This window comes from Modestobacter versicolor (assembly GCF_014195485.1).
GTDB classification, from domain to species: Bacteria; Actinomycetota; Actinomycetes; order Mycobacteriales; family Geodermatophilaceae; genus Modestobacter; species Modestobacter versicolor.
Map to the genome: position 1 here is coordinate 2,233,970 of NZ_JACIBU010000001.1, position 26,989 is coordinate 2,260,958.

29 protein-coding genes are annotated in these 26,989 nt (G+C 75.5%); 11 read left to right on the top strand and 18 right to left on the bottom strand.

What is annotated here, in order from left to right; all coding sequences use genetic code 11:
- Positions 1-69 precede the first annotated feature (69 nt).
- On the bottom strand, positions 70-2,373 hold the full coding sequence (locus FHX36_RS10940; RefSeq protein WP_181428767.1) for a putative bifunctional diguanylate cyclase/phosphodiesterase: 2,304 nt from the start codon (positions 2,371-2,373) through the stop codon (positions 70-72).
- 75 nt (positions 2,374-2,448) lie between these two features.
- On the bottom strand, positions 2,449-3,000 hold the full coding sequence (locus FHX36_RS10945) for a nucleotidyltransferase (protein ID WP_110552348.1): 552 nt from the start codon (positions 2,998-3,000) through the stop codon (positions 2,449-2,451).
- 65 nt (positions 3,001-3,065) lie between these two features.
- Here FHX36_RS10945 and FHX36_RS10950 point away from each other — a divergent pair, with 65 nt between their 5' ends.
- Positions 3,066-3,848 (top strand): endonuclease/exonuclease/phosphatase family protein, encoded by a 783-nt coding sequence (locus FHX36_RS10950; protein WP_110552349.1) that lies wholly within the window; start codon positions 3,066-3,068, stop codon positions 3,846-3,848.
- Positions 3,845-4,225, top strand: a complete 381-nt coding sequence (locus tag FHX36_RS10955) for a thiol-disulfide oxidoreductase DCC family protein (RefSeq protein ID WP_110552350.1) — start codon at positions 3,845-3,847, stop codon at positions 4,223-4,225. Before FHX36_RS10950 ends, FHX36_RS10955 begins: the two co-directional genes overlap by 4 nt.
- A gap of 1 nt (position 4,226) precedes the next feature.
- On the opposite strand, the gene FHX36_RS10960 is transcribed toward FHX36_RS10955, so the two are convergent.
- Together FHX36_RS10960 and FHX36_RS10965 are read right to left on the bottom strand one after the other, a co-directional pair.
- Positions 4,227-4,832, bottom strand: coding sequence for a GDSL-type esterase/lipase family protein (locus FHX36_RS10960; RefSeq protein ID WP_183513729.1), 606 nt, complete (start codon positions 4,830-4,832; stop codon positions 4,227-4,229).
- A 60-nt stretch (positions 4,833-4,892) separates the two neighbouring features.
- Positions 4,893-5,090 (bottom strand): hypothetical protein, encoded by a 198-nt coding sequence (locus FHX36_RS10965; RefSeq protein WP_110554023.1) that lies wholly within the window; start codon positions 5,088-5,090, stop codon positions 4,893-4,895.
- A gap of 51 nt (positions 5,091-5,141) precedes the next feature.
- Between FHX36_RS10965 and FHX36_RS10970 the strand changes: the two genes are divergently transcribed.
- On the top strand, positions 5,142-5,531 hold the full coding sequence (locus FHX36_RS10970) for an MmcQ/YjbR family DNA-binding protein (RefSeq protein WP_110554022.1): 390 nt from the start codon (positions 5,142-5,144) through the stop codon (positions 5,529-5,531).
- Positions 5,532-5,533: 2 nt separating this feature from the next.
- Here the strand turns inward: FHX36_RS10970 and FHX36_RS10975 are convergent, their stop codons facing one another.
- Positions 5,534-6,541: an adenosine deaminase gene (locus tag FHX36_RS10975; protein WP_110554021.1), complete on the bottom strand. Its 1,008-nt coding sequence runs from the start codon at positions 6,539-6,541 to the stop codon at positions 5,534-5,536.
- Between the two features lie 22 nt (positions 6,542-6,563).
- Positions 6,564-8,039: an MFS transporter gene (locus FHX36_RS10980; protein ID WP_220036077.1), complete on the bottom strand. Its 1,476-nt coding sequence runs from the start codon at positions 8,037-8,039 to the stop codon at positions 6,564-6,566.
- Between the two features lie 166 nt (positions 8,040-8,205).
- Between FHX36_RS10980 and FHX36_RS10985 the strand changes: the two genes are divergently transcribed.
- Positions 8,206-9,495 carry an NlpC/P60 family protein gene (locus FHX36_RS10985; RefSeq protein WP_183513730.1) on the top strand — a complete coding sequence of 430 codons (1,290 nt, stop codon included), beginning with the start codon at positions 8,206-8,208 and terminating at the stop codon, positions 9,493-9,495.
- Between the two features lie 62 nt (positions 9,496-9,557).
- On the opposite strand, the gene FHX36_RS10990 is transcribed toward FHX36_RS10985, so the two are convergent.
- Entirely contained in the window at positions 9,558-10,547 is a 990-nt protein-coding gene (locus FHX36_RS10990; protein WP_110552477.1) for an LLM class flavin-dependent oxidoreductase, read from the bottom strand.
- A 147-nt stretch (positions 10,548-10,694) separates the two neighbouring features.
- On the opposite strand from FHX36_RS10990, the gene FHX36_RS10995 reads away from it, so the two are divergent.
- Both FHX36_RS10995 and FHX36_RS11000 read left to right on the top strand, forming a co-directional pair.
- Positions 10,695-11,030, top strand: a complete 336-nt coding sequence (locus FHX36_RS10995) for a hypothetical protein (protein ID WP_110552478.1) — start codon at positions 10,695-10,697, stop codon at positions 11,028-11,030.
- 61 nt (positions 11,031-11,091) lie between these two features.
- Positions 11,092-11,502, top strand: a complete 411-nt coding sequence (locus tag FHX36_RS11000; RefSeq protein WP_110552479.1) for a hypothetical protein — start codon at positions 11,092-11,094, stop codon at positions 11,500-11,502.
- 24 nt (positions 11,503-11,526) lie between these two features.
- On the opposite strand, the gene FHX36_RS11005 is transcribed toward FHX36_RS11000, so the two are convergent.
- From FHX36_RS11005 to FHX36_RS11055, 11 genes are all read right to left on the bottom strand, one after another.
- The gene (locus FHX36_RS11005; RefSeq protein ID WP_110552480.1) at positions 11,527-12,618 is read right to left on the bottom strand and encodes a glycosyltransferase family protein; all 1,092 of its coding nucleotides are present in this window, start codon (positions 12,616-12,618) and stop codon (positions 11,527-11,529) included.
- A 144-nt stretch (positions 12,619-12,762) separates the two neighbouring features.
- Positions 12,763-13,383, bottom strand: a complete 621-nt coding sequence (locus tag FHX36_RS11010; protein WP_258372762.1) for an LURP-one-related family protein — start codon at positions 13,381-13,383, stop codon at positions 12,763-12,765.
- 126 nt (positions 13,384-13,509) lie between these two features.
- Complete coding sequence (locus tag FHX36_RS11015; protein ID WP_110552481.1) at positions 13,510-13,707, bottom strand: hypothetical protein; 198 nt, start codon at positions 13,705-13,707, stop codon at positions 13,510-13,512.
- Positions 13,708-13,819: 112 nt separating this feature from the next.
- Entirely contained in the window at positions 13,820-14,893 is a 1,074-nt protein-coding gene (ychF, locus tag FHX36_RS11020; RefSeq protein WP_110552482.1) for a redox-regulated ATPase YchF, read from the bottom strand.
- 28 nt (positions 14,894-14,921) lie between these two features.
- Positions 14,922-16,124, bottom strand: coding sequence for an HNH endonuclease signature motif containing protein (locus tag FHX36_RS11025; protein WP_110552483.1), 1,203 nt, complete (start codon positions 16,122-16,124; stop codon positions 14,922-14,924).
- A gap of 114 nt (positions 16,125-16,238) precedes the next feature.
- The gene (locus FHX36_RS11030) at positions 16,239-16,877 is read right to left on the bottom strand and encodes a response regulator (protein ID WP_110552488.1); all 639 of its coding nucleotides are present in this window, start codon (positions 16,875-16,877) and stop codon (positions 16,239-16,241) included.
- Complete coding sequence (locus tag FHX36_RS11035; RefSeq protein ID WP_258372763.1) at positions 16,874-18,190, bottom strand: sensor histidine kinase; 1,317 nt, start codon at positions 18,188-18,190, stop codon at positions 16,874-16,876. Before FHX36_RS11035 ends, FHX36_RS11030 begins: the two co-directional genes overlap by 4 nt.
- Positions 18,187-19,011 (bottom strand): ABC transporter permease, encoded by an 825-nt coding sequence (locus FHX36_RS11040; RefSeq protein ID WP_110552484.1) that lies wholly within the window; start codon positions 19,009-19,011, stop codon positions 18,187-18,189. Before FHX36_RS11040 ends, FHX36_RS11035 begins: the two co-directional genes overlap by 4 nt.
- Positions 19,008-19,913, bottom strand: a complete 906-nt coding sequence (locus FHX36_RS11045; RefSeq protein WP_110552485.1) for an ABC transporter ATP-binding protein — start codon at positions 19,911-19,913, stop codon at positions 19,008-19,010. Before FHX36_RS11045 ends, FHX36_RS11040 begins: the two co-directional genes overlap by 4 nt.
- 104 nt (positions 19,914-20,017) lie before the next feature.
- A complete protein-coding gene (locus FHX36_RS11050) occupies positions 20,018-20,845 on the bottom strand; it encodes an ABC transporter permease (RefSeq protein WP_183513732.1) in 828 nt (275 codons plus the stop codon).
- The gene (locus FHX36_RS11055) at positions 20,842-21,807 is read right to left on the bottom strand and encodes an ATP-binding cassette domain-containing protein (protein ID WP_183513733.1); all 966 of its coding nucleotides are present in this window, start codon (positions 21,805-21,807) and stop codon (positions 20,842-20,844) included. Before FHX36_RS11055 ends, FHX36_RS11050 begins: the two co-directional genes overlap by 4 nt.
- Positions 21,808-21,900: 93 nt before the next feature.
- On the opposite strand from FHX36_RS11055, the gene FHX36_RS11060 reads away from it, so the two are divergent.
- From FHX36_RS11060 to FHX36_RS11080, 5 genes are all read left to right on the top strand, one after another.
- Complete coding sequence (locus FHX36_RS11060; protein WP_110554321.1) at positions 21,901-22,677, top strand: TetR/AcrR family transcriptional regulator; 777 nt, start codon at positions 21,901-21,903, stop codon at positions 22,675-22,677.
- 58 nt (positions 22,678-22,735) lie between these two features.
- A complete protein-coding gene (locus tag FHX36_RS11065) occupies positions 22,736-24,238 on the top strand; it encodes an AlkA N-terminal domain-containing protein (protein ID WP_183513735.1) in 1,503 nt (500 codons plus the stop codon).
- Entirely contained in the window at positions 24,235-24,768 is a 534-nt protein-coding gene (locus tag FHX36_RS11070) for a methylated-DNA--[protein]-cysteine S-methyltransferase (protein WP_110554381.1), read from the top strand. The genes FHX36_RS11065 and FHX36_RS11070 overlap by 4 nt, the downstream gene beginning before the upstream one ends.
- A 57-nt stretch (positions 24,769-24,825) precedes the next feature.
- Complete coding sequence (locus FHX36_RS11075; protein ID WP_246405457.1) at positions 24,826-25,995, top strand: DNA recombination protein RmuC; 1,170 nt, start codon at positions 24,826-24,828, stop codon at positions 25,993-25,995.
- Between the two features lie 482 nt (positions 25,996-26,477).
- Positions 26,478-26,987, top strand: coding sequence for a DUF6542 domain-containing protein (locus FHX36_RS11080; protein ID WP_183513736.1), 510 nt, complete (start codon positions 26,478-26,480; stop codon positions 26,985-26,987).
- Positions 26,988-26,989 lie beyond the last annotated feature (2 nt).

A 26,989-nucleotide genomic window follows, 5' to 3' on the forward strand; every position in this document is an offset into this window, starting at 1 on the left:
GGGGGCCGCTCCAGCACGTCACCAGGTGACCGGGCCGGCACCCCTCGGGGGTGCCGGCCCGTTCGTCGTTCAGGTCGAGGGGACCTGGCTGCGCGAGCGCAGCCAGGCGGCGAGCTGCTCCGGCGGCAGCGGCCGGCTCACGTGGTAGCCCTGGACCAGGTCGCAGTCCAGGTCGCCGAGGGCCGCGACGGTCTCGGCGTCCTCCGCGCCCTCGGCGACGAGCACCAGGCCCAGCGACCGGGCCAGCTGCAGCGTCGAGGTGACGACCGCCTCCGCCCGCGGGCTGCTGGGCATGGAGGTGATGAAGGCGCGGTCGAGCTTGAGCTCGGTCACCGGCAGCGAGGCGAGGTAGGCCAGGCTGGAGTACCCGGTGCCGTAGTCGTCGATGGAGATGCCGACGCCGGTGTCCCGCAGCTGCTGCAGCACCCGGACGGCGCGCTCCCGGTCGGCCATCAGCAGGCTCTCGGTGACCTCCAGGACCAGCCGGGTGGGCGGCAGCCGGTGCAGGTGCAGCTGCCGGGCGACCTCGGCCGGGAAGGCCTCGTCCACCAGGTCGGTGGGGCTGATGTTGACCGAGACGTCGAGGACCAGCCCCGCGTCGGCCCACGCGCGGCACTGGGCCAGCGCCTGGTCCAGCACGGTGGCGGTGAGCCGCGACATCAGCCCGGCCGACTCGGCCAGGTCGATGAAGGAGTCCGGGGGCAGCAGCCCCCGCTCCGGGTGCTGCCAGCGGACCAGCGCCTCCACGCCGTCCACCTCGCCGGTGCGCAGGTCGAGCTTGGGCTGGTAGTGCAGCACGAGCTGCCCGGCGGAGATCCCGGTGCGCAGCTGCTCGACGGTCTCCAGCCGGTGCCGGCCCTCGCCGTCCCGGGTGTCGTCGTAGAGCGCGACCCCGCACCGGGAGCGCTTGGCCGAGTACATCGCCAGGTCGGCGAGCTGCAGCAGCTCCTCGGCCGAGGCCGAGTGCAGCGGGCCGATGGCGACGCCGACGCTGGCGTCGACGGTCAGCTCCATGCTGCCGAAGCGGAAGGGACGGCGGAGCTCGTCGCGGAGCCGGCCGGCCAGCGCGAGCGCGTCGGACGGCCGCACGTCGTGGGCGAGGACGACGAACTCGTCACCGCCCAGCCGGGCGAGCAGGTCGTCGCTGCGCAGGTGGGCGGCGAGCCGGGGCCCGACCTGCCGCAGCAGCTCGTCACCGGCGACGTGGCCGAGCGAGTCGTTGATCTCCTTGAACCGGTCCAGGTCGACCACCAGCACGGCGATCGGCTCACCGGCGGTCAGCCGGGCGTCGGCACGGGCCAGGGACTCGAAGACGCTGCGCCGGTTGGGCAGCCCGGTGAGCTCGTCGGTGCGTGCCTGCCGCCGGCTGTCGGCGAGCGCCCGCACCGCGCGGAAGGACAGCGACGCGCGGCCCAGCGCGGCCAGCACCGACCCCAGGGCCAGCGCACCGACGAGCGGGCCGCCGTCGTCCAGCGGCCCGTGGTCGAGGTAGCCGGCGTACATCAGCGCCAGCATCGCGACCGCGCAGGCCCCCGGCAGGGCGAGGCCGACCCGGCCGTCGACCCGGCTGGTGACCGCGGTGCGGGGGCGCTGGCAGGCGGCGGCGCCGAAGCTGATGAACGCCATGCCCCAGCCGAGGCCGAGCAGGCCGCTGAACGGGTCCGACCCGTCGGCCACCCGCAGGGCGTAGACGGCGTCGCTCGCGGCGAAGAACAGCAGGCCGAGGCTGAGCCACCACCAGGCGGCCCCGGCGCCGCGGCCGATCACGGCGAGCGCGCCGAGCAGCAGCACCAGCAGGAGGGTGTCCAGCAACGGGTAGGCGATGGCGGTCGCGACGGCGGCGGTGCTGCCCTCGGTGCCGCGCAGCACCCCGCCCACGGCGAACGCCGAGCCCAGGGTGGCGACGGTCAGGCCGACGACGACGCCGTCGAGCCAGGTCAGCGCGGACACCCGGGGCACCCGGGCACGCAGCATGGTCAGCAGCGCCAGGGCGGTGAGCGGGTAGAAGCCGAGCCAGCCCAGGTCGGCCCACGACGGCCGGTCGGCGCCGGTCGGCGAGCCGCCGCCGAGCGCGTCGACCAGGCCGCCGCAGAGGTAGCTCAGCAGCGCCAGGGCGACGAGCGCCCAGGCCCGCCGGTCCTCGCGGTACAGCCGGGCCCGCAGCAGGGTGACGACCACCAGGCCGCCGATGAAGGCGCTGTTGCCACCGGTCTGCAGGGCCTCGGACCACGAGGTCACGCCGGACCAGGCGACCAGGGTCGCCGAGACGTAGCCGACCGACAGCACCGCACCGGTCGCGCGCAGCGCGAGCAGTCGCCGGTCTCCCGGTGAGCGCTCGCGGAACGCGTCCGCGGCAGAGCGGATGGCTGCCATGCCCGGCGGATCGGCCCGGCGCACGCTGTGCTTGAGGCCACAGCGCGACCCACCCCTCGTCGGGGTGAGCCCGGCTCAGCCGGCGTTTATGCCGAGGCGCTCGGTGAGGAACAGGAAGGCGACGGCGAAGTCGTTGTCCGCCACCTCCTCGCGCAGCCGCTCCCAGTCCACCTGCTCGCGGACCGCGCGCACGTGCGGCAGCAACCGGCCGAAGTCGCAGTAGTGCTCGGTCATCGACCGCAGCTTGCTCGACAGCAGGTCGGTGGCGGGCAGCACCGGCAACCGGATGCCGATCAGGTCCATCTCGTCGGAGCGGTCGAGCATCTCCGAGCTGACCGGCTCCCCCACGATCCGGTGCAGCACGTCGACGACGACGCCGTCGGTGCAGGCCTTGAACAGCCAGTCCTCCGGCGGGCGGACCACCTCGAAACCGGCGTCGGCCAGCACGTTCGCGGCGCGCTCGGTGTCGTCCTCGGCGACGACGAAGTCGACGTCGTTCTCCGACTCCGGTGCGCCGTGCGCCCACAGCGCGTAGCCGCCGGCGAGGGCGAAGGGCACACCGTCGTGCTTGAGGGCGGACGCGGTGCGCTTGAGCGCGACCCGTAGGGCGTCCCGGTCGGCGGGCACGCGGTACTCCTCTGCTCGGGGATCGGGACCGGGTGTGGCACTACCCGAGCGGGTAGCGGTCACTCGTGCGACTCGCGACCTTCAACATCCTGCACGGACGCTCGCTGACCGACGACCAGGTGGACGTCGACCGCTTCGCCGCCGCGGTGCGGTCCCTGGACGCCGACGTCCTGGCCCTCCAGGAGGTGGACCGGGAGCAGCCCCGCTCGCACCACGCCGACCTCACCGCGGTGGCGGCCGAGGCGATGGGCGCGGTCGCGCACCGGTTCGTGGCGGCGATCGCCGGCACCCCGGGGGCCACCTGGATGGCGGCGACCGGGGAGGAGCAGCCCGGGACGGCGGAGTACGGCATCGCGCTGCTGTCCCGCTACCCGGTGAGCAGCTGGCAGGTCATCCGGCTGCCCCCGATCCCGTTCACCTTCCCGATGTGGCTGCCCGGCCCGCGCAAGGTGATCACGGTCCACGAGGAGCCGCGGGCGGCCGTCGTCGCGGTGGTGGAGACCCCGCACGGCCGGCTGACCGTGGTCAACACCCACCTGTCGTTCGTGCCCGGCTGGAACCGGCTGCAGCTGCGCCGGCTGCGCCGGGACCTCGCCGCGTTCCCCGGCCCGCTGGTGCTGATGGGCGACCTCAACATGACGCCGCCGACGCCGTCGTCGGTGACCGGCTGGCGGCCGCTGGCGGCCGGGGCGACGTTCCCGGTCGTCGAGCCCGACCGGCAGCTGGACCACGTGCTGCTGCGCGGGTCGCTCGGGCCCGTGACGGCGACGTCGGCCCCGGCGCTCCCGCTGTCGGACCACCGCGCGCTCACCGTCGACATCGGCGGGGCGGGGACGATGGGGGCGTGACCTCCGGAACGCTCGTCTTCGACGGCGACTGCGCCTTCTGCACCCGCTCGGCCGACCTCGCCCGGCGGGTGCTGCCGGCCGACTCCGACGTGGTCGCCTGGCAGCACCTCGACCTGGCCGCGGCCGGGGTGACGGCCGAGCGGGCGCAGCACGAGGTGCTCTGGATCGGCCGGGACGGCGCGGTCTCCGGCGGCGCTCCGGCGGTGGCGCAGCTGCTGCGGGCGGCCGGGCTGCCGTGGTCGCTGCTGGGGCGGGTGCTGTCGGCGCCGCCGGTGCGCTGGGTCGCCCCGGCCGTCTACCGGCTCGTCGCGGCGAACCGGTACCGGCTGCCCGGCGGCACCGCCGCCTGCCGTCTCCCGCCCCGCGACGCGGCCTGAGTCAGGCGGCGTCCTCGTCCGGTCGGCCGGCCAGCTCCAGCAGGTGCGGCGCCAGCGCGTCGGCGACCAGGGCGTAGCCGGCCGAGGACGGGTGGAACCGGTCGGCGGAGAACAGCGACGGGTCGGCGGCGAACCGCCGGGACACCTCGGCGGCGACCGGGGTCACGACGGCGCCCGCGGCCTCGGCGGCCAGGGTCTGCCGGGCCCGCTGCTGGTCGCAGATCGCGGCGACCACCGACCGGAACGCCGGCGGCACCCAGGCGACCGAGGACAGGTCGGGGGTCGGGACGACGAGCACCTCGGTGCCGCGCTCCCGCAGCTGCCGGACGGCGCTGCCCAGCGCCGCCGCGGCCTGCGCCGGCGGCACCTGGTGGGTGATGTCGTTGGCGCCGACCACCAGCAGGGCGACGTCGGCGGCGGGCGCGCGCCGGACCTGCGCGGCGAGGTCCAGCGACGTCGCGCCGGGGACGGCGACCACGTGCAGCTCGACGGTGCGGCCGGCGTCCTGCAGCACGCGGCCGAGCCGGGCGCCGAGGGTGTGCTGCGGGCTCGCGGCGCCGGTGCCGAAGGCCAGGGAGTCGCCGAGGACGAGGAAGCGGAGCGTCACACCGGGTGCAACGACACGACGCCGTCCGGTGTGCCGTGACGCGGCCCTCAACCGCCGACCTCAGCCGCCCTGGGCGAAGAGCGCGGCGGCTTGGGCGTCGTCCACGAACGGGTACTTGACCTTGAACTGGGCCAGCGCGTCCGGCACCGAGAGCACGTGGGTCTCCCGCCTCCCGGCGGCGTCGATCGTCTGGACGGTGACCATGTCGCCGTTGATGGGCACCCAGTGGGTCTCGGCGTAGTCGGTGAAGACGTTCACGCACCCATCCTCGCCCGAGCCGGCGGGTGCGCGTGGCCGTAGCGTCTGGGGATGGCCACCTGGGACGACGTCGCCCGGCTCGCGCTGGCGCTGCCGGAGGCGACCGAGGACCCCTCGCACGCGGCCACCCGCAGCTGGCGGGTGCGCGACAAGGCGTTCGCCTGGGAGCGGCCGCTGCGGCGGGCCGACGTGGCCGAGCTCGGCGACGCCGCACCGTCGGGCCCGGTGCTCGCCGTGCGGGTGCCGGACATCGGCGCCCGGGCCGCCCTCGTCGCCGACTCCCCCAGCGTCTACTTCGCCACCGCGCACTTCGCCGGGTACCCGGCCGTGCTGGTGTGGCTGGACGAGATCGGCGTGGACGAGCTGGCCGAGGTGCTGGACGAGGCCTGGGCGTGCCGGGCGCCGCGCCGGCTGGTCGCCGAGCACCGGGCCGGGCGCTGAGCTCAGCCCGCGTCGGCGGCGGCGACCGCCGCCAGGTGCCGGGCCTTGTCCGCGTCGGGCAGGAAGCTCGCCCGGAAGCCGTCCTCGGCCAGCTGTCGCCGCTGCGCGGCCGTGAGGCCGAGCGCGCGGCTGACCGCGGCGGTGTTGTCGTGCAGGTAGCCGCCGAAGTAGGCCGGGTCGTCCGAGTTGACCGAGACCCGGAGCCCCGCGTCGAGCATCCGGGCCAGCGGGTGGACCGCCAGGTCGGGCACGGCGCGCAGCGCCACGTTGGACAGCGGGCAGACCGTCAGGGGCACCTGCTCCTCGCGCAGCCGGGCCACCAGCGAGGGGTCCTCCAGGCTGCGGATGCCATGGTCGACCCGCTCGACGCCGAGGGCGTCCAGCGCCCCGGTGACGTAGGCGGGCGGCCCCTCCTCCCCCGCGTGCGCCACCCGGTGCAGCCCCTCGTCGGCCGCCAGCGCGTAGGCGCGCGCGAACGGCTCGGGCGGGAACCCGACCTCGGCGCTGTCCAGGCCGACACCGATCACCAGTCCGTGCCAGGGCCGCAGCCGCGGCACCAGCGCGTCGGCCTCCCGCGGGTCACGGTCGCGCAGGAAGCTGACGATCACCCGGGCGCTCAGCCCGTGCCGCTCCTCCGCCGTCCCGAACGCCTCGGCGAGCCCGTCCAGCACCACCTCCAGCGGGACGCCGCGGCTGGTGTGCGCCTGCGGGTCGACGAAGACCTCCGCGTGCCGCACTGCCTGCGCCGCGGCGCGCGCCAGGTACGCCTCGGCGAGGTCGGTGAAGTCCTGCGGCTCCCGGAGCACCGCGGTCAGCTCGTAGTAGAGATCGAGGAAGGACGGCAGGTCGGCGAAGGAGTAGGCGCGACGCAACGACGCCAGGTCGGGGTGGCGCAGCCGGACCCCGTTGCGCCGGGCGAGGTCGAGAGCCAGCTCCGGCTCGAGCGTGCCCTCGACGTGCACGTGCAGCTCGGCGGTGGGCAGGGCCGGGGGGTCGGAGCTGGGGTGCATGGCGGGCAAGGTAGCCGGGCGGTCAGTCCCCGGCCGGTCCGGGCACCGGACGACGGCGGACGTCCCGGACGGCGACGACCAGCGCCGCCGCGGCGAAGGCCACGCTGACCAGCAGGCTCACCGCGTAGCCGCGCCCGTGGTCGGCCTGCCGCACCGTGCCGCCGGCCGCCGCACCGGAGACCACGGCGTAGAAGACGGCGGTGATGACCGCCGCGCCGACGGCGTTGCCGATCCGCTGCGCCGTCTGCAGCACCCCGCCGGCCGTCGAGCCGCCGCGCACGTCGACGTCGGCCAGGGACAGCGCCTGGTTGGGGGTGATCACCGAGCCGCCACCGAGGCCGGCGACGAGCAGCGCCGGGGCCATCGCCAGCGCCACCGTCGCCGGCTCGGCGCTGCCGGCCAGCCGGTCGGCGAGCACCGCGGTGGCCGCGACCCCGACGGTGAACAGGCCGAGCGCGACGACCAGCACCCGCTGGCCCAGCCGGGGCACCAGCCTCCCGCCGACCGGGGCGGACACCGCGACCCCGACCGCGTAGGCCGACGCGGTGAGGCCGGACTGCAGCGGGGTGAACCCCAACCCGTCCTGCAGGAACAGGGCCAGCACCAGCGGCGTCCCGGTGTAGGCGCAGAAGAACAGGAAGGCGAGCACCGTGCCGTCGGAGAACGACCGGATCCGGAACAGGCCCAGGTCGACCAGCGGGTGGCCGCGGCGCCGGCCCGGCCCGCGCTCCCAGCCGACGAAACCGGCGAGCACGGCGAGGGCGGGCACCAGCAGCAGGAGCAGCCGCAGGTCGTGGTCGGCGTCGTACTGCACGAACGGGAACAGCAGCGCGAAGACGCCGACCGTGAGCAGGGCGGCACCGGGCAGGTCCAGCGGCCGGGGGCTGCCGCGGCGTGGCGCCGCGGGCAGCAGCCGGGCGCACAGCGCCAGCGCGGTCAGCCCGACCGGCAGGTTGACCAGGAAGCAGATCCGCCAGCCGAAGTCCTCGCCGCCGAGACCGATGAGCGCGCCACCCACGACCGGGCCGGCCGCCGTGGCGATGCCCACCGCGGCACCGAGGACGCCGAAGGCCCGGCCGCGCTCGTGCCGGGGGAACAACTGCTGGACCAGCCCGGCGACCTGCGGGTTGATCAGCCCGCCGGCGAGACCCTGCAGCACCCGGCCGGCGACCAGCACCGCGGGGGTCGGGGCCAGCCCGACCAGCGCGCTGCAGACGACGAACGCGCCGATGCCGACCAGCAGCACCCGCTTGCGGCCCCGGTCGTCACCCAGCCGCCCGCCGATGATCGGCACCATGCCGAAGGCCAGCGCGTAGCCGGAGACGACCCACTGCAGCTCCGAGGGGCCGGCGCCGGTGCTGGCACCGATCGAGGGCAGCGCCACCGCGACGATGCTGACGTCGAGCAGGGTCATGAAGACCGCCGAGACGCAGACCCCGAGCGCCAGCCAGCGCCGTGGGTCCAGCTGCTCGGTCTCCTCCCGGGCAGCGGTGGTCACGCCCGGCATCCTCCCTGGCCGTCACCGTCCCGCCGTCCGCGGGGTGGCGTCGTGTTGCTTTCTCCAACTCAGCGTCCGCCGGTGCTCAAGGAGTTCGCGCAGCGCGCCGACCTAGTGGTCGGGTCACCCGATCGGGTGACTGTCCAGCGGAAGGGACGCAGCGGAGATGGGCACCCAGGCAACCACCCGGCGGCAGGCCGCCGACCGGAGCACACGCCGGCTGGCCGGGCTCGTGGCGGCCGCCGCGGTCTGCCTCGTCGCGGTGCCGGCGACCGCCGCCGCGGCCCCGACCAGCCCGAGCGACACCCAGATCAGCCAGGCCCAGCAGGCGCAGGCCGACGCCGCCGCGCAGGTCGGCGCCATCTCCGCAGCCCTCGCCGACGCCCAGGTGCAGGTGGACGCTGCCCGTGCCCGGTCGGCGATCGCGCTGGACGCCTTCCAGGGCAAGCAGGCCGAGCACGAGGCGGCGCAGGTCGCCGCCCAGGCGGCCGCCGCCGCTGCGGAGCAGGCCCGCGCCGACCTGGCCGACGCCCGCGCCGACATCGCCGCCTTCGCCCGGCAGAGCTACCTGCAGGGCAGCACGTCCCCCACGCTCGAGGCGCTGATGACCGCCGACGGCCCAGCCCAGATGGTCGAGCGGGCCGCGCTGCTCGAGGCCGCCGGGTCGCACCAGGGCGACGTCGTCGTCCAGGTCACCGCCGCCGAGCAGTCGGCCACCGCCGCCGACGCGGCCGCGCAGACCGCCCTCGGTCAGGCAGCGGCGCTGGAGCAGGAGGCCGCGGACGCCCTCGCCGCCGCCGAGGCCCTCGAGGTCAGCGCCCGCTCGCTCGCCGCCGGGCTGGCCGGCCAGCAGGCCGCGATGCAGCAGCAGCTCCAGCAGGCCCAGCAGGCGCTGCTCGGCCTGGAGGGCGCCCGCGCGGCCGCCCAGCAGTACGCAACCCAGCAGTACACCGCGCAGCAGGCGGCCGCCTCCCGCGCGGCCACCGCCCAGCACCCGGTCACCTCCGGGTCGGCCGGCACCGCGACCACCGCGGGCGCCGGTCAGGCCTCCGCGGTGGAGACCGCCATCGCCGCGGCCCGCGAGCACCTCGGCACCATCTACGCCTGGGGCGGCGGCTCGCTGAGCGGGCCCAGCGTCGGCTGGGGCGTCGACGCCGGCATCGTCGGCTTCGACTGCTCCGGGCTGACCCGCTACGCCTACGCCCAGGCCGGCATCTCGATCCCCCGCAACAGCAGCGCGCAGTACTCGGCGCTGCCCAAGGTGTCCCGTACCGACCTGGAGCGCGGTGACCTGGTCTTCTGGGCCACCGACACGAGCCGCCCCTCGACCATCCACCACGTCGCGATCTACCTGGGCAACGGGCAGATCCTGGAGGCGCCGCAGAGCGGCTCGGTCATCCGGGTCACGTCGATGCGGTGGAGCGGCTTCATCGGCGGGGCGCGCCCCAGCGCCTGACGAAGGACCCTCCTGCCCCCCACGCCTCGCGAGCTCGGCGCGGGCCCCTGCAGGAGGGCCGATCAGGCCGCGACGGACTCCAGCGCCTCGGCGGTCAGGGTGACCGAGCGCAGCCGGCCCTCGGTGGTCGGCGACTGGTGGGCGACGATCAGCTCGTCGGCGTCCGCCTGCTGGCGGAAGCGCTCCAGGAAGTCGGCCACCTGGTGCGGCGTGCCGACGGCGGTGTGGGTCAGCATCGAGTGGACGTGGTGCCCGGCGCCCTGCTGCAGCAGCAGGTCGGCCTCGGCGTCGGTGAACGCCTGACCGCGGCCGAACAGCCCGACGGCCAGGTTCCGGCGCACCGCCTGCAGGGCCTCCTTCGCGGCCCCCTCGGTGTCGGCAGCGACGACGTTGACCCCGGCGATGACGTGGGGGGCGTCGAGCTCGGCGGAGGGCTTGAACTCCCGCCGGTAGGTGGCGACGGCGGACTCCAGGGCCTGCGGGGCGAAGTGGCTGGCGAACGCGTAGGGCAGCCCCAGCGCGGCGGCCAGGTGGGCACCGAAGAGCGACGAGCCCAGGATGTACAGCGGGACCCGGGAGCCCTTGCCGGGGATCGCGTCGACGCCGGGCACCCGCGACTCACCGGCCAGGTAGGCCTGCAGCTCCAGCACGTCCTGCGGGAAGGACTCAGCCGAGCCCGGGTCGCGGCGCAGGGCGTACATCGTGTTCTGGTCCGAGCCGGGCGCGCGGCCCAGGCCCAGGTCGATCCGCCCGGGGTACATCGCGTCCAGGGTGCCGAACTGCTCGGCGATCGTCAGCGGCGAGTGGTTGGGCAGCATGACCCCGCCGGCACCCAGCCGGATGGACGACGTCTGCGCTCCCACGTGCGAGATCAGCACGCTGGTCGCCGAGGAGGCGATGGTCGGCATGTTGTGGTGCTCGGCGTACCAGACGCGGCGGTAGCCGTGCTCCTCCGCCCGCTGGGCGAGGGCGACGCTGGCCGCGATGCTGCTGCTGACGGTCTCCCCGCGGGCGATCGGGGCGAGGTCGAGGACGGACAGCGGGATGCGCATGGAGGGGCCTTCCGGGTCGGTTGTCCAGGGCAACGCGCAGCGGCGGGCCACGCTTCCCGCTGCCCCGGTACGGCAGCTCTCGACGACGCGTGCCCGTGGTCGCGCGCCTCACCGCCGGTGCGCGGACGGCCGCATACAGTCCCGCCCGTGCCCGACCCGGAGATGACCGCGCTGGCCGGGGAGCCGTTGCCGGTCGAGTTCAGCCACGGCGACGTCTGGCACCCCGCCGTCCTGCTGGGCTGGCGGCACGCGGCCGACGGGACGTGCCAGCTGCGACTGCAGTTCGTCGTCGGCGGGCTCCGCCGGACCGCCTGGGTGCCGCTCCCCGACGCCCGGCTGCCCCGACCGGTCGGCCCGGTGCGGGCTCCCCGCCGGTCGACGGCGCCGCGCACCCGCCCGGACCTGCTGCTCCCGGACCGGGACCGGCCGCTCCCCTCGGTGCCGCGGCCGCGCGCCCACGACGACGACCTCAGCTGGGTCTGACTCCCTTCCGGAACCCTCCCGGGCGTGACAGGCTGGTCGGATCCCTCCCCGAGGAGCAGCCGTGTTGAGCCGGAGCACCTACGCGCAGGACTACATCGACCAGCGGCGCGCGGCCATCGACGCGCAGATCGCCGCCTACCGCGACCTCGCCGCCGCCGCCAGCTCCTCCCCCGGCGCGCTGCACGCCTTCGAGCCGGTCTTCTTCAACAACATGGTGGTCGCGCTGGAGAACGGCTTCGTCCACCGTGGCCGCGGGATCGAGGGCCGCGACGGCAACGCCCTCAACGAGGTCCGACTGATCACCGAGTCGCTCCAGCGCGGGACGACGCTGATCGTGGACCGGCAGATCCGGCTGGACCCCGAGCGCACCGTGCTGAAGTACCGGCCGGGTGACGAGATCGCCGTCCGCGAGGCCGACTTCACCGCCCTGGCCAAGGCGTTCTTCGCCGAGCTGGAGAGCCGGTACGGCTGACCTCCGGGTCGGCCTGGGGAGAGCTCAGCGCGCCGCTGCGGCCAGGCTGCCCTTCCGCTGCGCGCGGACCCGGTTGTCCAGCGCGCGGGACCAGGCACCCACCCAGCGCTCGGCGGTGTGCTCGGTCAGGTGACCGGCCAGCACCTTCTCCCGGGCGGCCGCCGCGACCTCGCGGCGGCGGTCGACGTCGGTGACCCCGGTGGCGATGAACTTGGCCCAGTCCTTGGGCGCGCGGGCCGGCATCCCCAGGCCCAGCCGCTCGTACTCGTCGGTGCGCGCCCGCACCGAGTAGACGCCGCGCGCCGCGTACTCCAGCGGCTTCAGCCAGCTCTTGCAGGTGTTGAACCGGTCGATCCGGAGCGGGGCGATCCCGACGTCGAACACCTCGCCGATCGCCGTCAGGTAGCCGTCGACGTCGTGGATGAACGGGATCTCGGTGGGCTCCTCGGACAGCCGCAGCCGCTCCCGGGCGTCCCACTTCTCCCCGATCACCACGAACTCGCTGCGGCCGCGGGTGCGGTCGAGCGCCTGCTGCAGGCCCGAGCCCATCTCCTGCAGGTCGTAGGGGTGCCCGAGCACGTTGCCGGTCCACCCGACCCGCACCACCTCCGGCTCCCGCTCGTAGGCGGGCGGCAGCTCCGCGATCCGGCGCGGGATCGCGTTCGGGACGACGACGCCCCGCCCGTGCGGCGCGTACTCCTCGAGCAGCGCCGGCGTGGTGGCCACCACCAGGTCGGCCTCCAGGGCGCAGGCCAGCGCCAGCTTGCCCAGCCCGGCCCCGACCAGGGCCTTGTGCGCCATGTGGCCGTACGGGACGCCGGACAGCAGGTCGTCGATCTCGACGACGACGGCCACGCCCTGCGCCTGCAGCACCCGGATGCACTGGAGCATCTGCAGCGTCCTGGGCAGCTGCAGCACGACGACGTCAGCACCCTGGGCGTCGACGGCGACGACCTCGGGCTCGGCGTCGGGCACCGGCGGCCGCATCGTCGTCGCCAGGCCCCGGCTGATCGTCACCGTGACGTCGGCACCGGACTCGCCCACGGCGCGGACCGGCTCGACGACGCGGTGGTAGTCCTGGGCCTTCTGGCCGGCGTTCATGATGAGCACGTGCATGGCTGTGGTGGCCTTTCGCGACTGCGCACCGCGATCCGGCGCCGCTGGCAGAGCTGGACCGGGCGGCCGACCGACGGAGACGAGGGACGTCCCCCTCACCATCGGCAGCTGTGAGCCCGGACCTGCCCCCCAGCCGCCGCTAGCTCACCGGCTCTGCAGCGCGTCGAGCGCGACGGCCATCGACGCCGCGACGCGGAAGTCCAGCCGCGGGTCGGGGACCGTCACGGTGTACCGGTCGCGGATGGCCTTCTGCCGCTCGCTGGTCAGCACCGGCTGCCCGGAGGCCTTGTCGGCGAAGTCGAAGTGGAAGACGAAGGGCACCCAGACGTCGCCGAGGTACGGGATCAGGTTCCACACCCGGCGCAGGACGGCGATGAAGAGGCGGCGCTCCTTGCCGACGGCCTCCAGCCCGGGAGCCGAGAGGTTCCAGGTCGACCGGAGCAGGCTGGCGCCGAACTCCTTCTTGAACATGCCCAGCGGCGTGCCGTGCTCGTCGAGGACGTCGTGCTCGGCGCTCACGTCCAGCCGCTGCCGCGCCTTGAAGGAGAAGACCTGCCGCGTCTTCGACTCGTCGGTGAAGAAGACGACCTCCTCCTTCAGCTTCATCCGCTTCTGCTCGGCGAAGGCGAGCAGCTGCCCCTCGGAGCCGTCGGGGTTGGCGGCGTAGACCTCGTAGCGGTTGACCATCACCGTGATCCGCTGCTTGACGAAGAACCGCGGCACCACCATCGGGGCGGGCGGCGGGAAGGAGGAGGGGTCGGTCACGGCTGTGCTCCCGTACTCGTCGGACGCTGCGGAGCGCCCATCCTGTCGCATCGCGGGGCCTGCGCCGCCCGCACGGTCCTGGGGACCGCTCAGCGGGCGTCGCAGTGGGTGACGTCTGCTGCCCCGCTACCGCTGCTGGCGGCGGGCGATGAGGACGAGGCTGCCGACCAGCACGACGAGCGGCGCCCAGGACGGCAGGTTGAACGGGCCGATGACGACCGCCACCAGGAAGAGTGCGAGCTGGAAGAGGAGCCAGAAGGCCACCGCGACCCCGATCCAGAAGAGCAGCGGCCGCTCGGTCCTCAGCTGGCGCAGGTAGTCCATGGCGTCTCCTCGGTCGTGCGGTCTCGATCAGCGGCCCGGTTCCCGGGTCGTCGGGCTCATCGGCAGTCGACGACCGTTCCTGGAGTGCAGTGTCCCCTCGCCCGCGCGCGGGTCAGACGTTGAAGCGGAACTCCACGACGTCGCCGTCCTGCATGACGTACTCCTTGCCCTCGATGCGCACCCAGCCCTTGGTCTTGGCCGCGGCCATCGACCCGGCCTCCATCAGCTGGTCGAAGCCGACGATCTCGGCCTTGATGAAGCCGCGCTGGAAGTCGGTGTGGATGACCCCGGCGGCCTCCGGCGCGGTGGCGCCGACCGGGATGGTCCAGGCCCGGGACTCCTTGGGGCCGGCGGTCAGGTACGTCTGCAGGCCCAGGGTGCGGAACCCCACCTGGGCGAGCTGGTCCAGGCCCGGCTCGTCCTGACCGATCGAGGCGAGCAGCTCAGCGGCCTCCTCGGCGGGCAGCTCGATCAGCTCGGACTCGGTCTGCGCGTCGAGGAAGATCGCCTCGGCCGGCGCGACCAGCGCGCGGAGCTCGTCCAGCTGCGCGGTGTTGGCCAGCTCGTCGGCGTCGACGTTGAAGACGTAGAGGAACGGCTTGGTCGTCAGCAGCGTCAGCTCGCGCAGCGGCTCCGGGTCGACGCCGGCGGCGAACAGCGTCTTCCCGGTGTTCAGCACCTCCTGCGCGGCGACGGCGGCGTCGTGCAGGACCTTGCGGTCCTTGTCCTTGCGCGACTCCTTCTCCAGCCGCGGGATCGCCTTCTCCAGCGTCTGCATGTCCGCGAGCACGAGCTCGGTGTTGATCGTCTCGATGTCGTCGGCCGGGTCGACCTTGCCCTCGACGTGGACGACGTCGGGGTCGGTGAACACCCGGATCACCTGGCAGATCGCGTCGCTCTCCCGGATGTTGGCCAGGAACTTGTTGCCCAGCCCCTGCCCCTCGGAGGCGCCGCGCACGATGCCGGCGATGTCGACGAAGGACACCGTGGCCGGGATGATCTTCTGCGAGCCGAAGACCTCGGCGAGCCTCGCCAGCCGTGGGTCGGGCACGCCCACCACGCCGACGTTGGGCTCGATCGTGGCGAACGGGTAGTTCGCGGCGAGCACGTCGTTCTTGGTCAGGGCGTTGAAGAGCGTCGACTTGCCGACGTTGGGCAGGCCGACGATCCCGATGGTGAGACTCACGGGAGACCAGCTTACGGGCGGCCGCCCGCTAGAGCGGTGGGCCGATCAGGATCTCGGTGCCGTCGGGCCGCCAGGTGCGCCACCGCCCGCCGGGATCTCGTTCGATGCGGAACCCGTGGTGGACCTTGGTGTGGTGGCGCTCGCAGAGCAGCGCTGAGTTGTGCAGCGAGGTGTCGCCGCCGTGCAGCCAGTGCACGAGGTGGTGGACGTCGCACCAGTGCGTGGGGGCGGTGCAGCCGGTGAACACGCAGTGCCCGTCGCGCTGCTCGACCGCCCGCCGGATGTGTGCGGGCACCACCCGGTGGGTGCGGCCGACGTCGAGTGGGAGCCCGTCGGGGCCCATCACGATCCGGGAGACGGTGCCGTCGCAGGCCAGCCAGCGGGCGCGGGCGGCAGAGATGCGTGCCCCGAACCCGGTCGCGGCCGCACCGGGGCCGGTGGTGGAGGTGTCGGCGAGGTCGTCGGCGTCGATGGTGACCACCACGTGCGGCTTCACCGTCCGCAGCGTCGGCAGGGTGCCGGCGGCCAGTTGGTTGTCGCACAGCTGGACGAGGGCGTCGGCGTTCTGCTGGCCGCGGGTCCGGGCGTCACCCTTCGGGCGGGAGGCCTGCACGATCGACTCGATCGCCGCCTGGACCTTCTCTCCACCGACCGCGTCCAGGTCGAACCGGCCGGTCACCGACCCGTCGGCGTGCCGGGCGATCGACAACCGCCGGCCCTCGGTCGGGTCCGGTTCGGGACCGTCGGGGTCGAGGGCGGCCGCGAAGGCCTGCACCGCGGTCTTCAGCACGTCGTGCGGTGCCTCGACCGCGATCGCGGTCCACGCCTGGTCGAACGGCGCCAGGTCGATGCCCTGCTGTTCGGCCCGCGCGACCTCGCCCGGGCCGACCGTGCGTGCGACGACGTCCACCTGATCGGCGGTGACCCCGCCGTCGGCGAACCCGGCCGCCAGTGCCGGGAATTGCTCCAGCGCCCGCCCTGACCGCACCACCTGGGACGCCTCCGCCGGCGCCAGCCGGGCGTGCCCGATCAGCCACGACCGCATGCTCTTGAGTCCGTCGTGCTCGGCCGCCTGGCGGACATCGGCATGCCGCACCGTGCGGGTCAGTTCTGCAGTCGCTTGGTTCACGACCGCCACCAGCAACGCAACCCGCTCGAGCACCTCACCGTCCGCCAGCTCGCCCAGGTCGTCGCCGGCCAGCGCGTCCAGGACCGACCGCAGCTCGCTCACAACACCTCCCGACCGACTCGAACACCTGTACGAAGTCTAGCCGAACAGGAGCGCCACAACCACCCATATCCGCAGGTCAGGCGCCTGTCCACAGATGCGAGAAGGGCCTTGACCTCAGCCGGCGGAGCCCGGGCCGGGGAGAAGCCCGCGTTCGACCGCCACCAGCACCGCGCGGGTCCGGTCGTCGACGCCGAGCTTGGCGAACACCCGCAGCAGGTGGGTCTTCACCGTCGCCTCGCCGATGAACAGCTCCCGGCCGATCTCGGCGTTGGTCAGCCCGCGCGCCACCCCGCCGAGCACCTGCAGCTCGCGCGCCGTCGGCGCCTCCACCGCCGGCGCCCGCATCCGGGACACCAGCCGCGCCGCGACCGGGGGCGCGAGCACGGTCTCCCCGCGCGCGGCGGCCCGCACCGCGTCGGCCAGCTGCGGCAGCGGGGTGTCCTTCAGCAGGTAGCCGGTCGCGCCGGCCTCCACGGCCCGCACGATGTCGGCGTCCGTGTCGTAGGTGGTCAGCACCAGCACCCGGACGCCGGGGTGTGCGGCAGCGATCCGGCCGGTCGCCGTCACGCCGTCCATCCGGGGCATCCGCAGGTCCATCAGGACGACGTCCGGCGAGTGCTCGGCCACCGCCGCCAGCGCCTCGAGCCCGTCGGCGGCCTCCGCGACGACGTCGATGTCCGGCTGGGCGGCCAGCCAGCCGACCAGCCCACCGCGCACCACCGGGTGGTCGTCCACCACGAGCACCCGGGTCATCGGTGCCACGGCTCGACTCCGGCCTCGATCCGCTCCTCGCTCGCTGGCGCTCGCTGCGATGCTGCCTCGGCCGTCGCCTTCGCGGCCGGCACCCGGACCGTCACGCGCGTCCCCCGCCCCGGCGCCGACGCGACGTCGACCGCCCCGCCGACCTGCTCGGCCCGGTCGCGCAGCCCGGCGAGCCCGACCCCCGCCGCGGTGGCCGGGTCGAAGCCCACCCCGTCGTCCTCCACGTGCACCGCGACGACGCCCCCCACCCGGCTCACCCGCAGCACCACCGCGCTCGCCGACGCGTGCCGCCGCACGTTGGCCAGGGCCTCCTGGGCGCCGCGCAGCAGCACGATCTCCTCGGTGCGGGTCAGGCCGCTGCCGCCGACGCCCAGCGCCGCGGTGTCCAGCCGGGTCGCCAGCCCGGTCTCCCGGCCGAACCGCTCGGTCAACCGCTGCAGGGCCTCGACCAGCGTCGCGGAGTCCAGCGCGACCGGGGCGAACGCCGCCACCATCGCCCGCGCCTCGGCCAGGTTCTCCCGGGCCACCTCCTCGATCAGCGCGACGCGCTCGGCGGCGGCGCCCGGATCGGTGGCCAGCTGGCCGGTCGCCGTCTGGGCCAGCACGACGATGCTGGTGTAGCCCTGCGCCAGGGTGTCGTGCACCTCGCGGGCCCAGCGCTCCCGCTCGGCGGTCACGCCCTGCTGGTGGTGGGCCTCGGCCAGCTCGGCGCGGGTCGCCTCCAGCTGCTGGATCAGGTCCGCCCGCTCCTGGCTCTTCGCCAGCAGGCCGTGCACCCACAGCCCCATCGCCAGGCTGAACACCATCCCGACCAGGGTCTCCCCCGGCCCCCACAGCGGTTCGTCGCCGCGCGCCCAGGCGAGGAACGGGCCGGCGGTGCTGGCGCCGGCCAGCACCACGGTCCACACCACGCCCGCCGGCACCGACGGGACGATGAACCACACCTGCGGATAGGCGAGGAACATCAGGAACAGCAGCGACGGCTCGATCCAGGCGACCACGCCGATCACCGCGACCAGCAGCGCGAGGTAGGCCGTCGCCCGGCGGGGGTCGCGGCTGGTCAGCGCCGGCGCACCCAGCGCGACCCAGCCCACCACCAGCGCCAGCAGGGCACCCACCAGCAGGGCCCGGGGGCCGCCGTCCGCGTCGACGACGACGGCAGCCCGGACCAGCGCCGTCCCGACCATCCCGGCGACGACGAGGTGCCAGACCACCACCGCCGTCCGCCAGCCGCGCTCGGACAGCGGCGGGCCGCCGTCGCCACCCCAGGAGGCGACGGCGGCGGCCCGCGACCGGGTCCTCACCCGTCGGCCCGGCGCCAGCGGAACGTGCGTGCGCAGATCACGAGGCCGATGATCACCCATGCGACCAGCACCACGGCAGTCCTGCCGTGCTCCCACCCGCCGGCCACCTCGAACGCGCCCGCCTCCTCGGGCAGGAACGCCGACCGCATCCCCTGGGTCAGCCACTTGAGCGGGAAGAGCGCGGCCAGCTGCTGCATCCAGCCGGGCAGCTCCGGGAAGGCGAAGAACACCCCGGAGAAGAACTGCAGCACGATCGCGAACGCCGAGACCGAGGTGGTCACCGAGCTCGCACTGCCGGGCAGCGCCGAGACGCCGATGCCCAGCACGGTGCCGGCCAGCGCACCGAGCACGGCGACCCAGAGGAAGGTCAGCCAGTGGCCGAGGTCGACCGGCAGCGGCACGTCGTACCCGTAGCGGGCCACCGGCAGCAGCACCGCCAGCTGCACGGCCGTGGTCACCAGCACCTGGCCGGCCTTGCCGGCGAAGTAGGCGGCCGGCGGGGTGCCCAGCAGCTGCAGCCGCTCCAGCTGACCGGCCTCCCGCTCGGCGGCGATCGCCGTCCCGACGGCCTGGAAGCTGCTGAGCATGATGCCGGTGGCGGCGATGCCGGCCAGGAAGTACTGAGGGAACGGCACCCCGCCGGGCAGCACGTCACCGCCGAGCACCGAGCCGAACACGACCATCATCACGACCGGGTAGGCGAAGGAGAACACCACCTGCTGCCGCTCGCGGGCGAACAGGCGCAGCTCCAGCGCCACCCTGGCCAGCGCGATGCGCGCGGCCGACGGCGGGGCGGGGCGGGAGGTTCCGACGGCGGTCATCGCAGCTCTCCTCCAGGGGTGGCGCCGACGAGGGCGAGGTAGACGTCCTCCAGGCCGGGGCGGGTGACGGTCAGGCCGGGCACCTCGTCGTGCGGTGTGGCCGCGAGCAGGTCGCGCAGCACGCCGGCCGGGGCGGCGGTGCGCACCTCGCGCCACCCGCCGTCCTCGCGCCAGCGGACGGTGGCCTCCCGGCGCAGCGCCGCGCCGAGCTCGGCCGGCGGGGCCACCTCGACCAACCGGCCACCGGCGATGACGCCGACCCGGTCGGCCAGCTCGGCGGCCTCGTCGAGGTAGTGGGTGGTGAGCAGCACCGTCGTCCCGCCGGCGCGAAGGTCCCGCACCAGCTGCCAGAACTGGCGGCGGGCGACCGGGTCCATCCCGGTCGTCGGCTCGTCGAGGAAGACCAGCTCCGGGTTGCCCTGCACGCCCAGGGCGACGGCCAGCCGGCGGCGCTGCCCGCCGGACAGCCGGCCGACCCGGGTGCTCGCCATCTCCTCCAGCCCCACGGCCGCCAGCAGCTCGTCGGTGGGCCGGGGCGTGGCGGTGTAGGCGGCGAAGTGGTCCAGCGCCTCGCGCACCGTCAGCGCCTGGGCAGCGCCCTCGCCCTGGCTGACGACGCCGATCCGGCCGCGCCAGCCGCGCCCCGCCGTCGCCGGGTCCTCGTCGAGCACGAGCACCGACCCGGCGTCGCGGCGGCGGACGCCCTCGAGCACCTCGATCGTCGTCGTCTTGCCCGCGCCGTTGGGGCCGAGCAGCGCGAAGCACTCCCCCCGGCGCACCTCGAGGTCGAGCCCGTCGAGGACGGCCCGCCCCCCGTAGCTCTTCCGCAGACCGCGGACGTGCACCGCCGGGGCGTCCCGGTCGGTGCCGGCGTCCGGCGGGGCCAGCTGTGTCGATGTCATGCACCGAGCCTGTCGGCGGGCGCAGCTGCCCGGGACCACCGGAGCGTGGGTCCGCCGTCCACCGATCGGTGGACGGCGGACCCCGGGGGCTCAGCCCGGCCCGGTCACCGGGACAGCGCCTGGAACCGGCGGACGCTCAGCGTCGCGAACACCACCGTGAGCACGACCGGCCAGCCGACGGCGAGCAGCGTCGCGTGCTCGGTCGCCCAGCCGCCCCCGGTGCCGACCGGCGAGCCGAACAGCTCGCGCACCGCGGTCACCGTGCCCGCCACCGGGTTCCACTCCGCCACCGACGACAGCCAGCCCGGCATGGACGAGGCGGCGACGAAGGCGTTGGAGAGGAAGGCGAACGGCCACACCAGGATCTGCACGGCCACCACCATCGACGGGTCCCGGGCCAGCAGGCCGAGGTGGATGCCGATCCAGAGGAACGCGAGCCGGAGCAGGAGGAGCAGCCCGACGGCGGCCAGCGACGAGCCCACGCCGGCCGGTCGCCAGCCGATGGCCAGCGCCGCCGCCATGAGCACCAGCAGCCCGACGAGCGAGGCGGCCATGTCGGCCAGGCAGCGGCCGGCGACCACCGCCGAGGGCGCCATCGGCAGCGACCGGAACCGGTCGGTGATGCCGCGGGCGGTGTCGGTGACGACCGCGGTCATCGTCGCCTCCACCCCGAAGACCATCGACAGCGCGAGCATCCCGGGCACCAGGAAGTCGCGGTAGTCGCCGCCGCCGGGCACCACCATCCCGCCACCCAGCAGGTAGGTGAACATCAGCAGCAGGAGCACCGGGAACAGCGCACCCACCAGGACGGCGGCCGGCTGCCGGCGCCAGTGGGCGACGTCCCGGCCGGCCACCGCGAGCGCGTCCGCGACCGCCCACCTCGCGCGGTCGGCGAGGCCCGGCTCGGCCGGCGACGGGTGCAGCGCGGTCATGCCGGCACCTCCGCGCGCTCGCCGGGCCGGCCGGTGATCCGCAGGTAGGCCTCGTCCAGCGTGGTGGGCCGGAGGACGACGTCGTCCACGGCGATCCCCGCATCGTCGAGCGCCCGCACCACGGCGCCCACCACCCCGTGCCGCCGGGCGACGGGCACCACCACGCGCTCCCCGCCACCTGGCTGCGCCGGCCCGGCCCCCGGACCCGCGACCCGCTCGGCCAGCCGCACCGCCTCCGCCGCCCGGGCGGGGTCGACCACCACGAGCTCCAGCCGGTCCCCGCCGATCGCCGCCGTCAGCTCGCCCGGCGTCCCCCGGGCCACCACCCGTCCGCCGTCCAGGACGCAGACGTCGTCGGCCAGCTGCTCGGCCTCCTCCAGGTGCTGGGTGGTGAGCAGCACCGTGGTGCCACCGGCCACCAGCGCGCGGACGGCGTCCCAGACGTCCCGGCGCCCGGCCGGGTCCAGCCCGGTCGTCGGCTCGTCGAGGAAGAGCACCTGCGGCGCGAGCACCAGCCCGGCGGCGATGTCCAGCCGCCGCCGCATCCCGCCGGAGAAGTCCCGCACGGGCTCGTCGCCGGTGCCGGTCAGGCCGACCTGGGCCAGCAGCGCCTCGGCCCGGGCGCGGGCGGCCCGCCGGTCGAGGTGGTGCAACCGGGCGAACAGCACCAGGTTCTGCCGCGCGCCCAGCACGTCGTCGACCGCCGGGTGCTGGCCGACCAGGCCGATCCGCCGCCGGACCGCCCGCGGGTCCCGCCGCACGTCGACCCCGGCCACCTCGACGCGGCCGCCGTCGGGCCGGACCAGCGTGGTCATGATCCGCACCGCCGTCGTCTTCCCCGCCCCGTTCGGGCCGAGCAGCGCGCACGTCGTCCCGCTCGCCACCTGCAGGTCGACGTCGTCCAGCACCACCTTCCCCCCGTACCTCTTGGTGAGCCCCACCACCGAGATCGCACTCGCCACGGTCGCCTCCGTACGCTGTACGCCATCACTGCCGACCGGCACCGTACGCCGTACGGAGACGATCCGCCACCACCGCTGCGGGAGAGTGAGGACATGGCCACCGAGTTCACCGGCACCGGCGACCCCGCCCGCAGCATGGCGCTGCTGTGGCGCACTCCCCCGGGCGGCGGGACCCGCCCCGGGCCGAGGCCGTCGCTGGACGTCGACCGGATCGTGGCCGCGGCGGTGCAGCTGGTCGACGCGGAGGGGCTGGCCGCGGTGTCGATGCGCCGGGTGGCCACCGAGCTCGGCGTCGGGGCCATGACCCTCTACGGCCACGTGCCGGGCAAGGGCGAGCTGGTCGACCTGATGCTCGACAGCGTCCTGGCCGAGCTCTACCCCGACGAGGCGGCGGTGACCTCGGGCAGCTGGCGGGACCGGCTCACCGCGGTCGCCCGGGCCAACTGGGACTTCTTCGTCCGGCACCCCTGGGCGCTGCACCTGGCCACCGGCCGGCCGCCGCTGGGGCCGCACCTGATGCGCAAGTACGAGCTGGAGCTGCGCGCCGTCGACGGGTTCGGCCTGCCCGAGGTGCAGATGGACCTGCTGGTGACGCTGGTCAACGGGTTCGTGCGCGGCACCGTGGGCGGGGTGCAGGAGAAGGCCGACGCCGAGCGGGCCACCGGCATCACCGAGGACCAGTGGTGGGCGGCGACCGAGCCCTACGTGGCCCGGGTCTTCGACGCCGAGCGCTTCCCGACCGCCGCCCGGGTGGGCCCGGTCGCCGGCGAGGAGCTGGGCGCCGGCGACCCGGCACGGTCGTTCGAGTTCGGGCTCGAGCGGCTGCTCGACGGCATCGGCGCGCTGATCGGCGACCCGCCCACCCGCTGATCACCACCGCGTCCGAAAACCGCCAGTCGCCGGCCCGGCACGGTGCCATGCTCGTGCCATGACGCAGACGCTGGAGCGCGGCCGGCTCGACGCGGAGCACTGCTACCGCGCCGTGGCCAGCAGGGACCCGCGCTTCGACGGGTGGTTCGTCACCGCCGTGCACAGCACCGGCATCTACTGCCGGCCCTCCTGCCCGGCGCGCACCCCGCTGCAGCGCAACGTCTCCTTCCACACCACCGCGGCCTCGGCGCAGTCGGCCGGCTTCCGCGCCTGCCGCCGCTGCCGCCCCGACGCCGTCCCCGGTTCCCCCGAGTGGGACGTGCGGGCCGACGTGGTCGCCCGGGCGATGCGGCTGATCGCCGACGGCGAGGTCGAGCGCGCCGGGGTCGGCGGGCTGGCCTCCCGGCTGGGCTACTCCGAGCGCCAGCTGCACCGGCTGCTCACCGCCGAGCTCGGCGTCGGCCCGCTCGCGCTGGCCCGGGCGCAGCGGGCGCAGACCGCCCGGCTGCTGATCGAGACGACGCGGCTGCCGATGGCCGACGTCGCCTTCGCGGCCGGCTTCGCCAGCATCCGGCAGTTCAACGAGACGGTGCAGTCGGTCTTCGCGACGACGCCGTCGGCGCTCCGGCCGGCCACCCCGCGCAGCGACGGCGGCACCCCGGGCTGGCTCACCCTCCGGCTCGCCGCCCGGGCGCCCTTCGCCGCCGACGAGGTGCTGCTGTTCCTCGGCGCGCACGCCACCCCCGGCCTGGAGGAGTGGGACGGGACGACGTTCTCCCGGGTGCTGGACCTCCCGCACGGCCCGGCCGTCGTCCGGCTCTCCCCCTCCCCCGACGGCGGGGCGGCGGTGACCGCGCGGCTGCGGCTGACCGAGCTGCGCGACCTGGGCGTGGCGGTGACCCGCTGCCGGCGGCTGCTGGACCTCGACGCCGACCCGGCCGCCGTCGACGCGGTGCTCGGCGCGGACCCGGCGCTCGCAGCGCTGGTCGCCGGGGCGCCCGGACGACGGGTGCCGACGGCCCCGGACGCCGACGAGCTGGCGGTGCGCGCCGTGCTCGGCCAGCAGGTCTCGGTCGCCGGCGCCCGCACCCTCACCGCCCGCGTGGTCGCCGCCGCCGGCCGCCCGCTCGCCGAGCCGGTGGGCACGCTGACCCACGCCTTCCCGCGACCCGAGGCGCTGGCCGACGCCGACCTCACCGCCGTCGGGCTGACCGGCGCCCGCCGCCGCACCGTGCACACGCTGGCCGCCGCGCTCGCCGACGGCTCGGTCGCCCTCGGCCCGGGGGCCGACCGGGACGACGCCCGGCGCCAGCTGCTGGCCCTGCCCGGCATCGGGCCCTGGACGGCGGCGCTCGTCGGGCTGCGCGGGCTGGCCGACCCCGACGTCTGGCTGCCCGGCGACCTGGCCCTGCGCAAGAGCCTCGCCGCCCTCGGCAGCTCCGACACCGACGCCGCCGCCCGCTGGCGCCCGTGGCGGTCCTACGCCGTCATGCACCTGTGGGCGCTCGCCGTCCCCTCGCTCTTCACCCGCGGTCCCCTCCACGATCGGAGCACGCCATGAGCACCGCCCCCGCCCGGTTCACCACCGTCGACACCCCGCCCGGCCCGTTCACCGTCGTCGTCACCGCCGGACCGGACGGCGAGGACGTCGTGCTCGCCAGCGGCTGGACCGACGACGTCAGCGAGCTGCTGCCCGTCGTGCACCGCGCGCTGCGACCCACCTGGGTGGAGCGCGCCGAGGACCTCGCCGTGCTGGAGGTGGTGGCCGCCTTCCACGACGGGGACGTCACCGCCATCGACGCGGTGCCGGTGCGGCAGCGGTCCGGCCCCTTCCTCACCGACGCCTGGGACGTGCTGCGCACCGTGCCGGCCGGGCAGCCGGACACGTACGCGGCGTTCGCGGCCCGCTGCGGCCGGCCCTCCGCCGTCCGCGCCGCGGCCGCGGCCTGCGCGCGCAACGCGGCGGCGCTGTTCGTGCCCTGCCACCGGGTGCTGGCCACCGGCGGCGGCATGGGCGGGTTCCGCTGGGGCACGCCGGTGAAGCGCTGGCTGCTCGACCACGAGGCCGAGCACGCCCCCGTCGCCGCCTGAGCCCCGCTGCGCGCGTCGCCGGGGGAACTGTCGGACCCGTCGGGCAGCCTGCCGGGCATGGACGCCGCTTCCCTGCTCCTCGGGCTCCTCCTCGGTGCGCTGCTGGCCACCGCCGTCACCCTCGGCGTCGTCGCGCTGCGCGGCCGCTCGGCGCCGCCGCCCGACGTGCTGGAGCCGGTGCACGAGTCGCTGGACCACCTGCACCGGCTGCTGGCCGGCATCGAGCGCGACCGCGCCACCGCGCACGGCGAGCTGCGCGAGCAGGTGGGCACCATCGGGCAGACCTCGGCGCTGCTGCGCCAGGAGACGGCGGCGCTGGTCACCGCGCTTCGCACCCCGCACGTCCGCGGCCGCTGGGGCGAGCTGCAGCTGCGCCGGGTGGTCGAGGTGGCCGGGCTGCTGGAGCACTGCGACTTCGTCGAGCAGCCCTCGGGCACGACCGAGGACGGCGCCCGGGTCCGGCCCGACCTGGTGGTGACGCTGGCCGACGGCCGGCAGGTCATCGTCGACGCCAAGGTGCCGTTCACCGGCTACATCGAGGCGGTGCAGGCCACCGACCCGGCGGTGCGCGCCCAGCGGGTCGCCGACCACGCCCGGCAGCTGCGCACCCACGTCGACACCCTCGCCGCCCGCCACTACCCCACCGCCTTCGGGTCGGCCGCACCGTTCACCGTGCTGTTCGTCCCCTCGGACGGCTTCCTGACCACCGCCCTGGAGGCCGAGCCCGCGCTGCTCGAGCACGGGTTCGCCCGCGACGTCATCGTGGCCACCCCCAGCACCCTGCTGGCGCTGCTCCGCACCGTCGCCTACTCGTGGCGGCAGGAACGGCTCGCCCAGGACGCCGGCGCGGTGCTCGAGGTCGGCCGCACGGTGCACGCCCGGCTGAGCACGCTGTCCGGCCACCTCACCCGGCTCGGGTCCGCGCTCGGCTCGGCCCTCACCCGGTACAACGAGACGGTCGGCTCGTACGAGAACTCGGTGCTCGTCGCCACCCGCCGGTTCGACGACCTCGGCGTGGCGGCCGCTCCAGTGCCCCGCCCGGCACCGGTCGAGGGCACCGTCCGGGTGCTCCGCTCGGTGCCCGACGAGGGCGCCGGCCCCTCGCCGGCGGAGCTCACGTTGCCCGGGCTCGCCCCTGCCGGGCCGGCGCTGCCCGACCCCGCCCTCGGCAGCGCCCCGCCCGGGCCCGGCCGGCACACCGCCGAGCGCGACGGCACCACCGGCTGAGCGCACCGCGCGCCGCCGCCCGCCGCGCTGCGCCGCCGCCACGCTGCACCGCCCAGCCCGCTGCCGCCGCCGCCCACCCTGACCCCGCCGACACGCGCGGGCTGCGGCCGGTGTGGGCGCTGGTGCGGGTGGGACCGGAGTCTGCACATCCCGCCAGACGAGGGCCCGGACACCGGCGACTTCTGGCCCGCCACTCCCCCGAGGTCCAGCGTCTACTCAGGGAGGGCCGATACCGTGGCCCGAACGGCGGGGTGCCCGAGCGTGCCCCACCGCTGACGAGGAGGTGCACCATCGCCCCGGTCGATGTCGATGCTCGAGCTCGAGACAGGCGGGAGGACGCCGTGCGTGCAGAACGGAGCGACGCCGGCCGTGCCGCTGGCCGTGGCTACCCCTCCCCGCGCGTGGGGAGCAGCCCGCCGCCGCGCGGCCGTGCACCGGAGCGGTCGGAGCGGGACCGGCCGGAACGCCCGCGCCCGCCCCGGGTGGCTCCCCCGCCCGAGCGCCGCGCCCCCGACCCCCGGGTGCCCGCCCGCTCCGGCGGTCGGCACTCCGGCGAGTTCCGCCGCCCCGTGCCCCCGGCCGACGAGCGCCGCACCGGTTCCTCGGTGGCCGGGCGCACGCGTACCGCACCGAGCTCCGGCTCCCGGCTGCGCGGCGCGGTGGCCGTCCTCGGCATCTTCCTGCTGACCCTGGCCGCCGCGGCCGCCGACTCCTACATCGGCCTGGGCCTCGGCATGATCACGCTGATCGCGCTGACCCTGGGCACCGCGGTCGCCGCGCTCGTGGTCCGCCGTCGCGACCTGTTCAGCGTGATCGTCGCCCCGCCGCTGGTCTTCGTCGCCGTCGCCGTGGTCAACATCGGGCTGGCCCCCTCGGCCACCCTGAACGCGCCGACGCTGGCCACGCTGCTGGTCCGCGGCTTCCCCGCCATGGGGGTCGCCACCGCGGTCGCCGTGGTCATCTCGCTGGGCCGGCTGGTCGCCAAGCGCTGACC

What these genes read in the sequence shown, in the direction of transcription:
- FHX36_RS10990 (WP_110552477.1), bottom strand. Translation starts at nt 10,547, where the DNA reads ATGCGCATCCCGCTGTCCGTCCTCGACCTCGCCCCGATCGCCCGCGGG.
- FHX36_RS10985 (WP_183513730.1), top strand. Translation starts at nt 8,206, where the DNA reads ATGGGCACCCAGGCAACCACCCGGCGGCAGGCCGCCGACCGGAGCACA.
- FHX36_RS11050 (WP_183513732.1), bottom strand. Translation starts at nt 20,845, where the DNA reads ATGACCGCGCTGCACCCGTCGCCGGCCGAGCCGGGCCTCGCCGACCGC.
- FHX36_RS11065 (WP_183513735.1), top strand. Translation starts at nt 22,736, where the DNA reads ATGACGCAGACGCTGGAGCGCGGCCGGCTCGACGCGGAGCACTGCTAC.
- FHX36_RS10975 (WP_110554021.1), bottom strand. Translation starts at nt 6,541, where the DNA reads ATGCACCCCAGCTCCGACCCCCCGGCCCTGCCCACCGCCGAGCTGCAC.
- FHX36_RS11005 (WP_110552480.1), bottom strand. Translation starts at nt 12,618, where the DNA reads ATGCACGTGCTCATCATGAACGCCGGCCAGAAGGCCCAGGACTACCAC.
- FHX36_RS11070 (WP_110554381.1), top strand. Translation starts at nt 24,235, where the DNA reads ATGAGCACCGCCCCCGCCCGGTTCACCACCGTCGACACCCCGCCCGGC.
- FHX36_RS11075 (WP_246405457.1), top strand. Translation starts at nt 24,826, where the DNA reads ATGGACGCCGCTTCCCTGCTCCTCGGGCTCCTCCTCGGTGCGCTGCTG.
- FHX36_RS11030 (WP_110552488.1), bottom strand. Translation starts at nt 16,877, where the DNA reads ATGACCCGGGTGCTCGTGGTGGACGACCACCCGGTGGTGCGCGGTGGG.
- FHX36_RS11040 (WP_110552484.1), bottom strand. Translation starts at nt 19,011, where the DNA reads ATGACCGCCGTCGGAACCTCCCGCCCCGCCCCGCCGTCGGCCGCGCGC.
- FHX36_RS11060 (WP_110554321.1), top strand. Translation starts at nt 21,901, where the DNA reads ATGGCCACCGAGTTCACCGGCACCGGCGACCCCGCCCGCAGCATGGCG.
- FHX36_RS11045 (WP_110552485.1), bottom strand. Translation starts at nt 19,913, where the DNA reads ATGACATCGACACAGCTGGCCCCGCCGGACGCCGGCACCGACCGGGAC.
- FHX36_RS10940 (WP_181428767.1), bottom strand. Translation starts at nt 2,373, where the DNA reads ATGGCAGCCATCCGCTCTGCCGCGGACGCGTTCCGCGAGCGCTCACCG.
- FHX36_RS10970 (WP_110554022.1), top strand. Translation starts at nt 5,142, where the DNA reads ATGGCCACCTGGGACGACGTCGCCCGGCTCGCGCTGGCGCTGCCGGAG.
- FHX36_RS11015 (WP_110552481.1), bottom strand. Translation starts at nt 13,707, where the DNA reads ATGGACTACCTGCGCCAGCTGAGGACCGAGCGGCCGCTGCTCTTCTGG.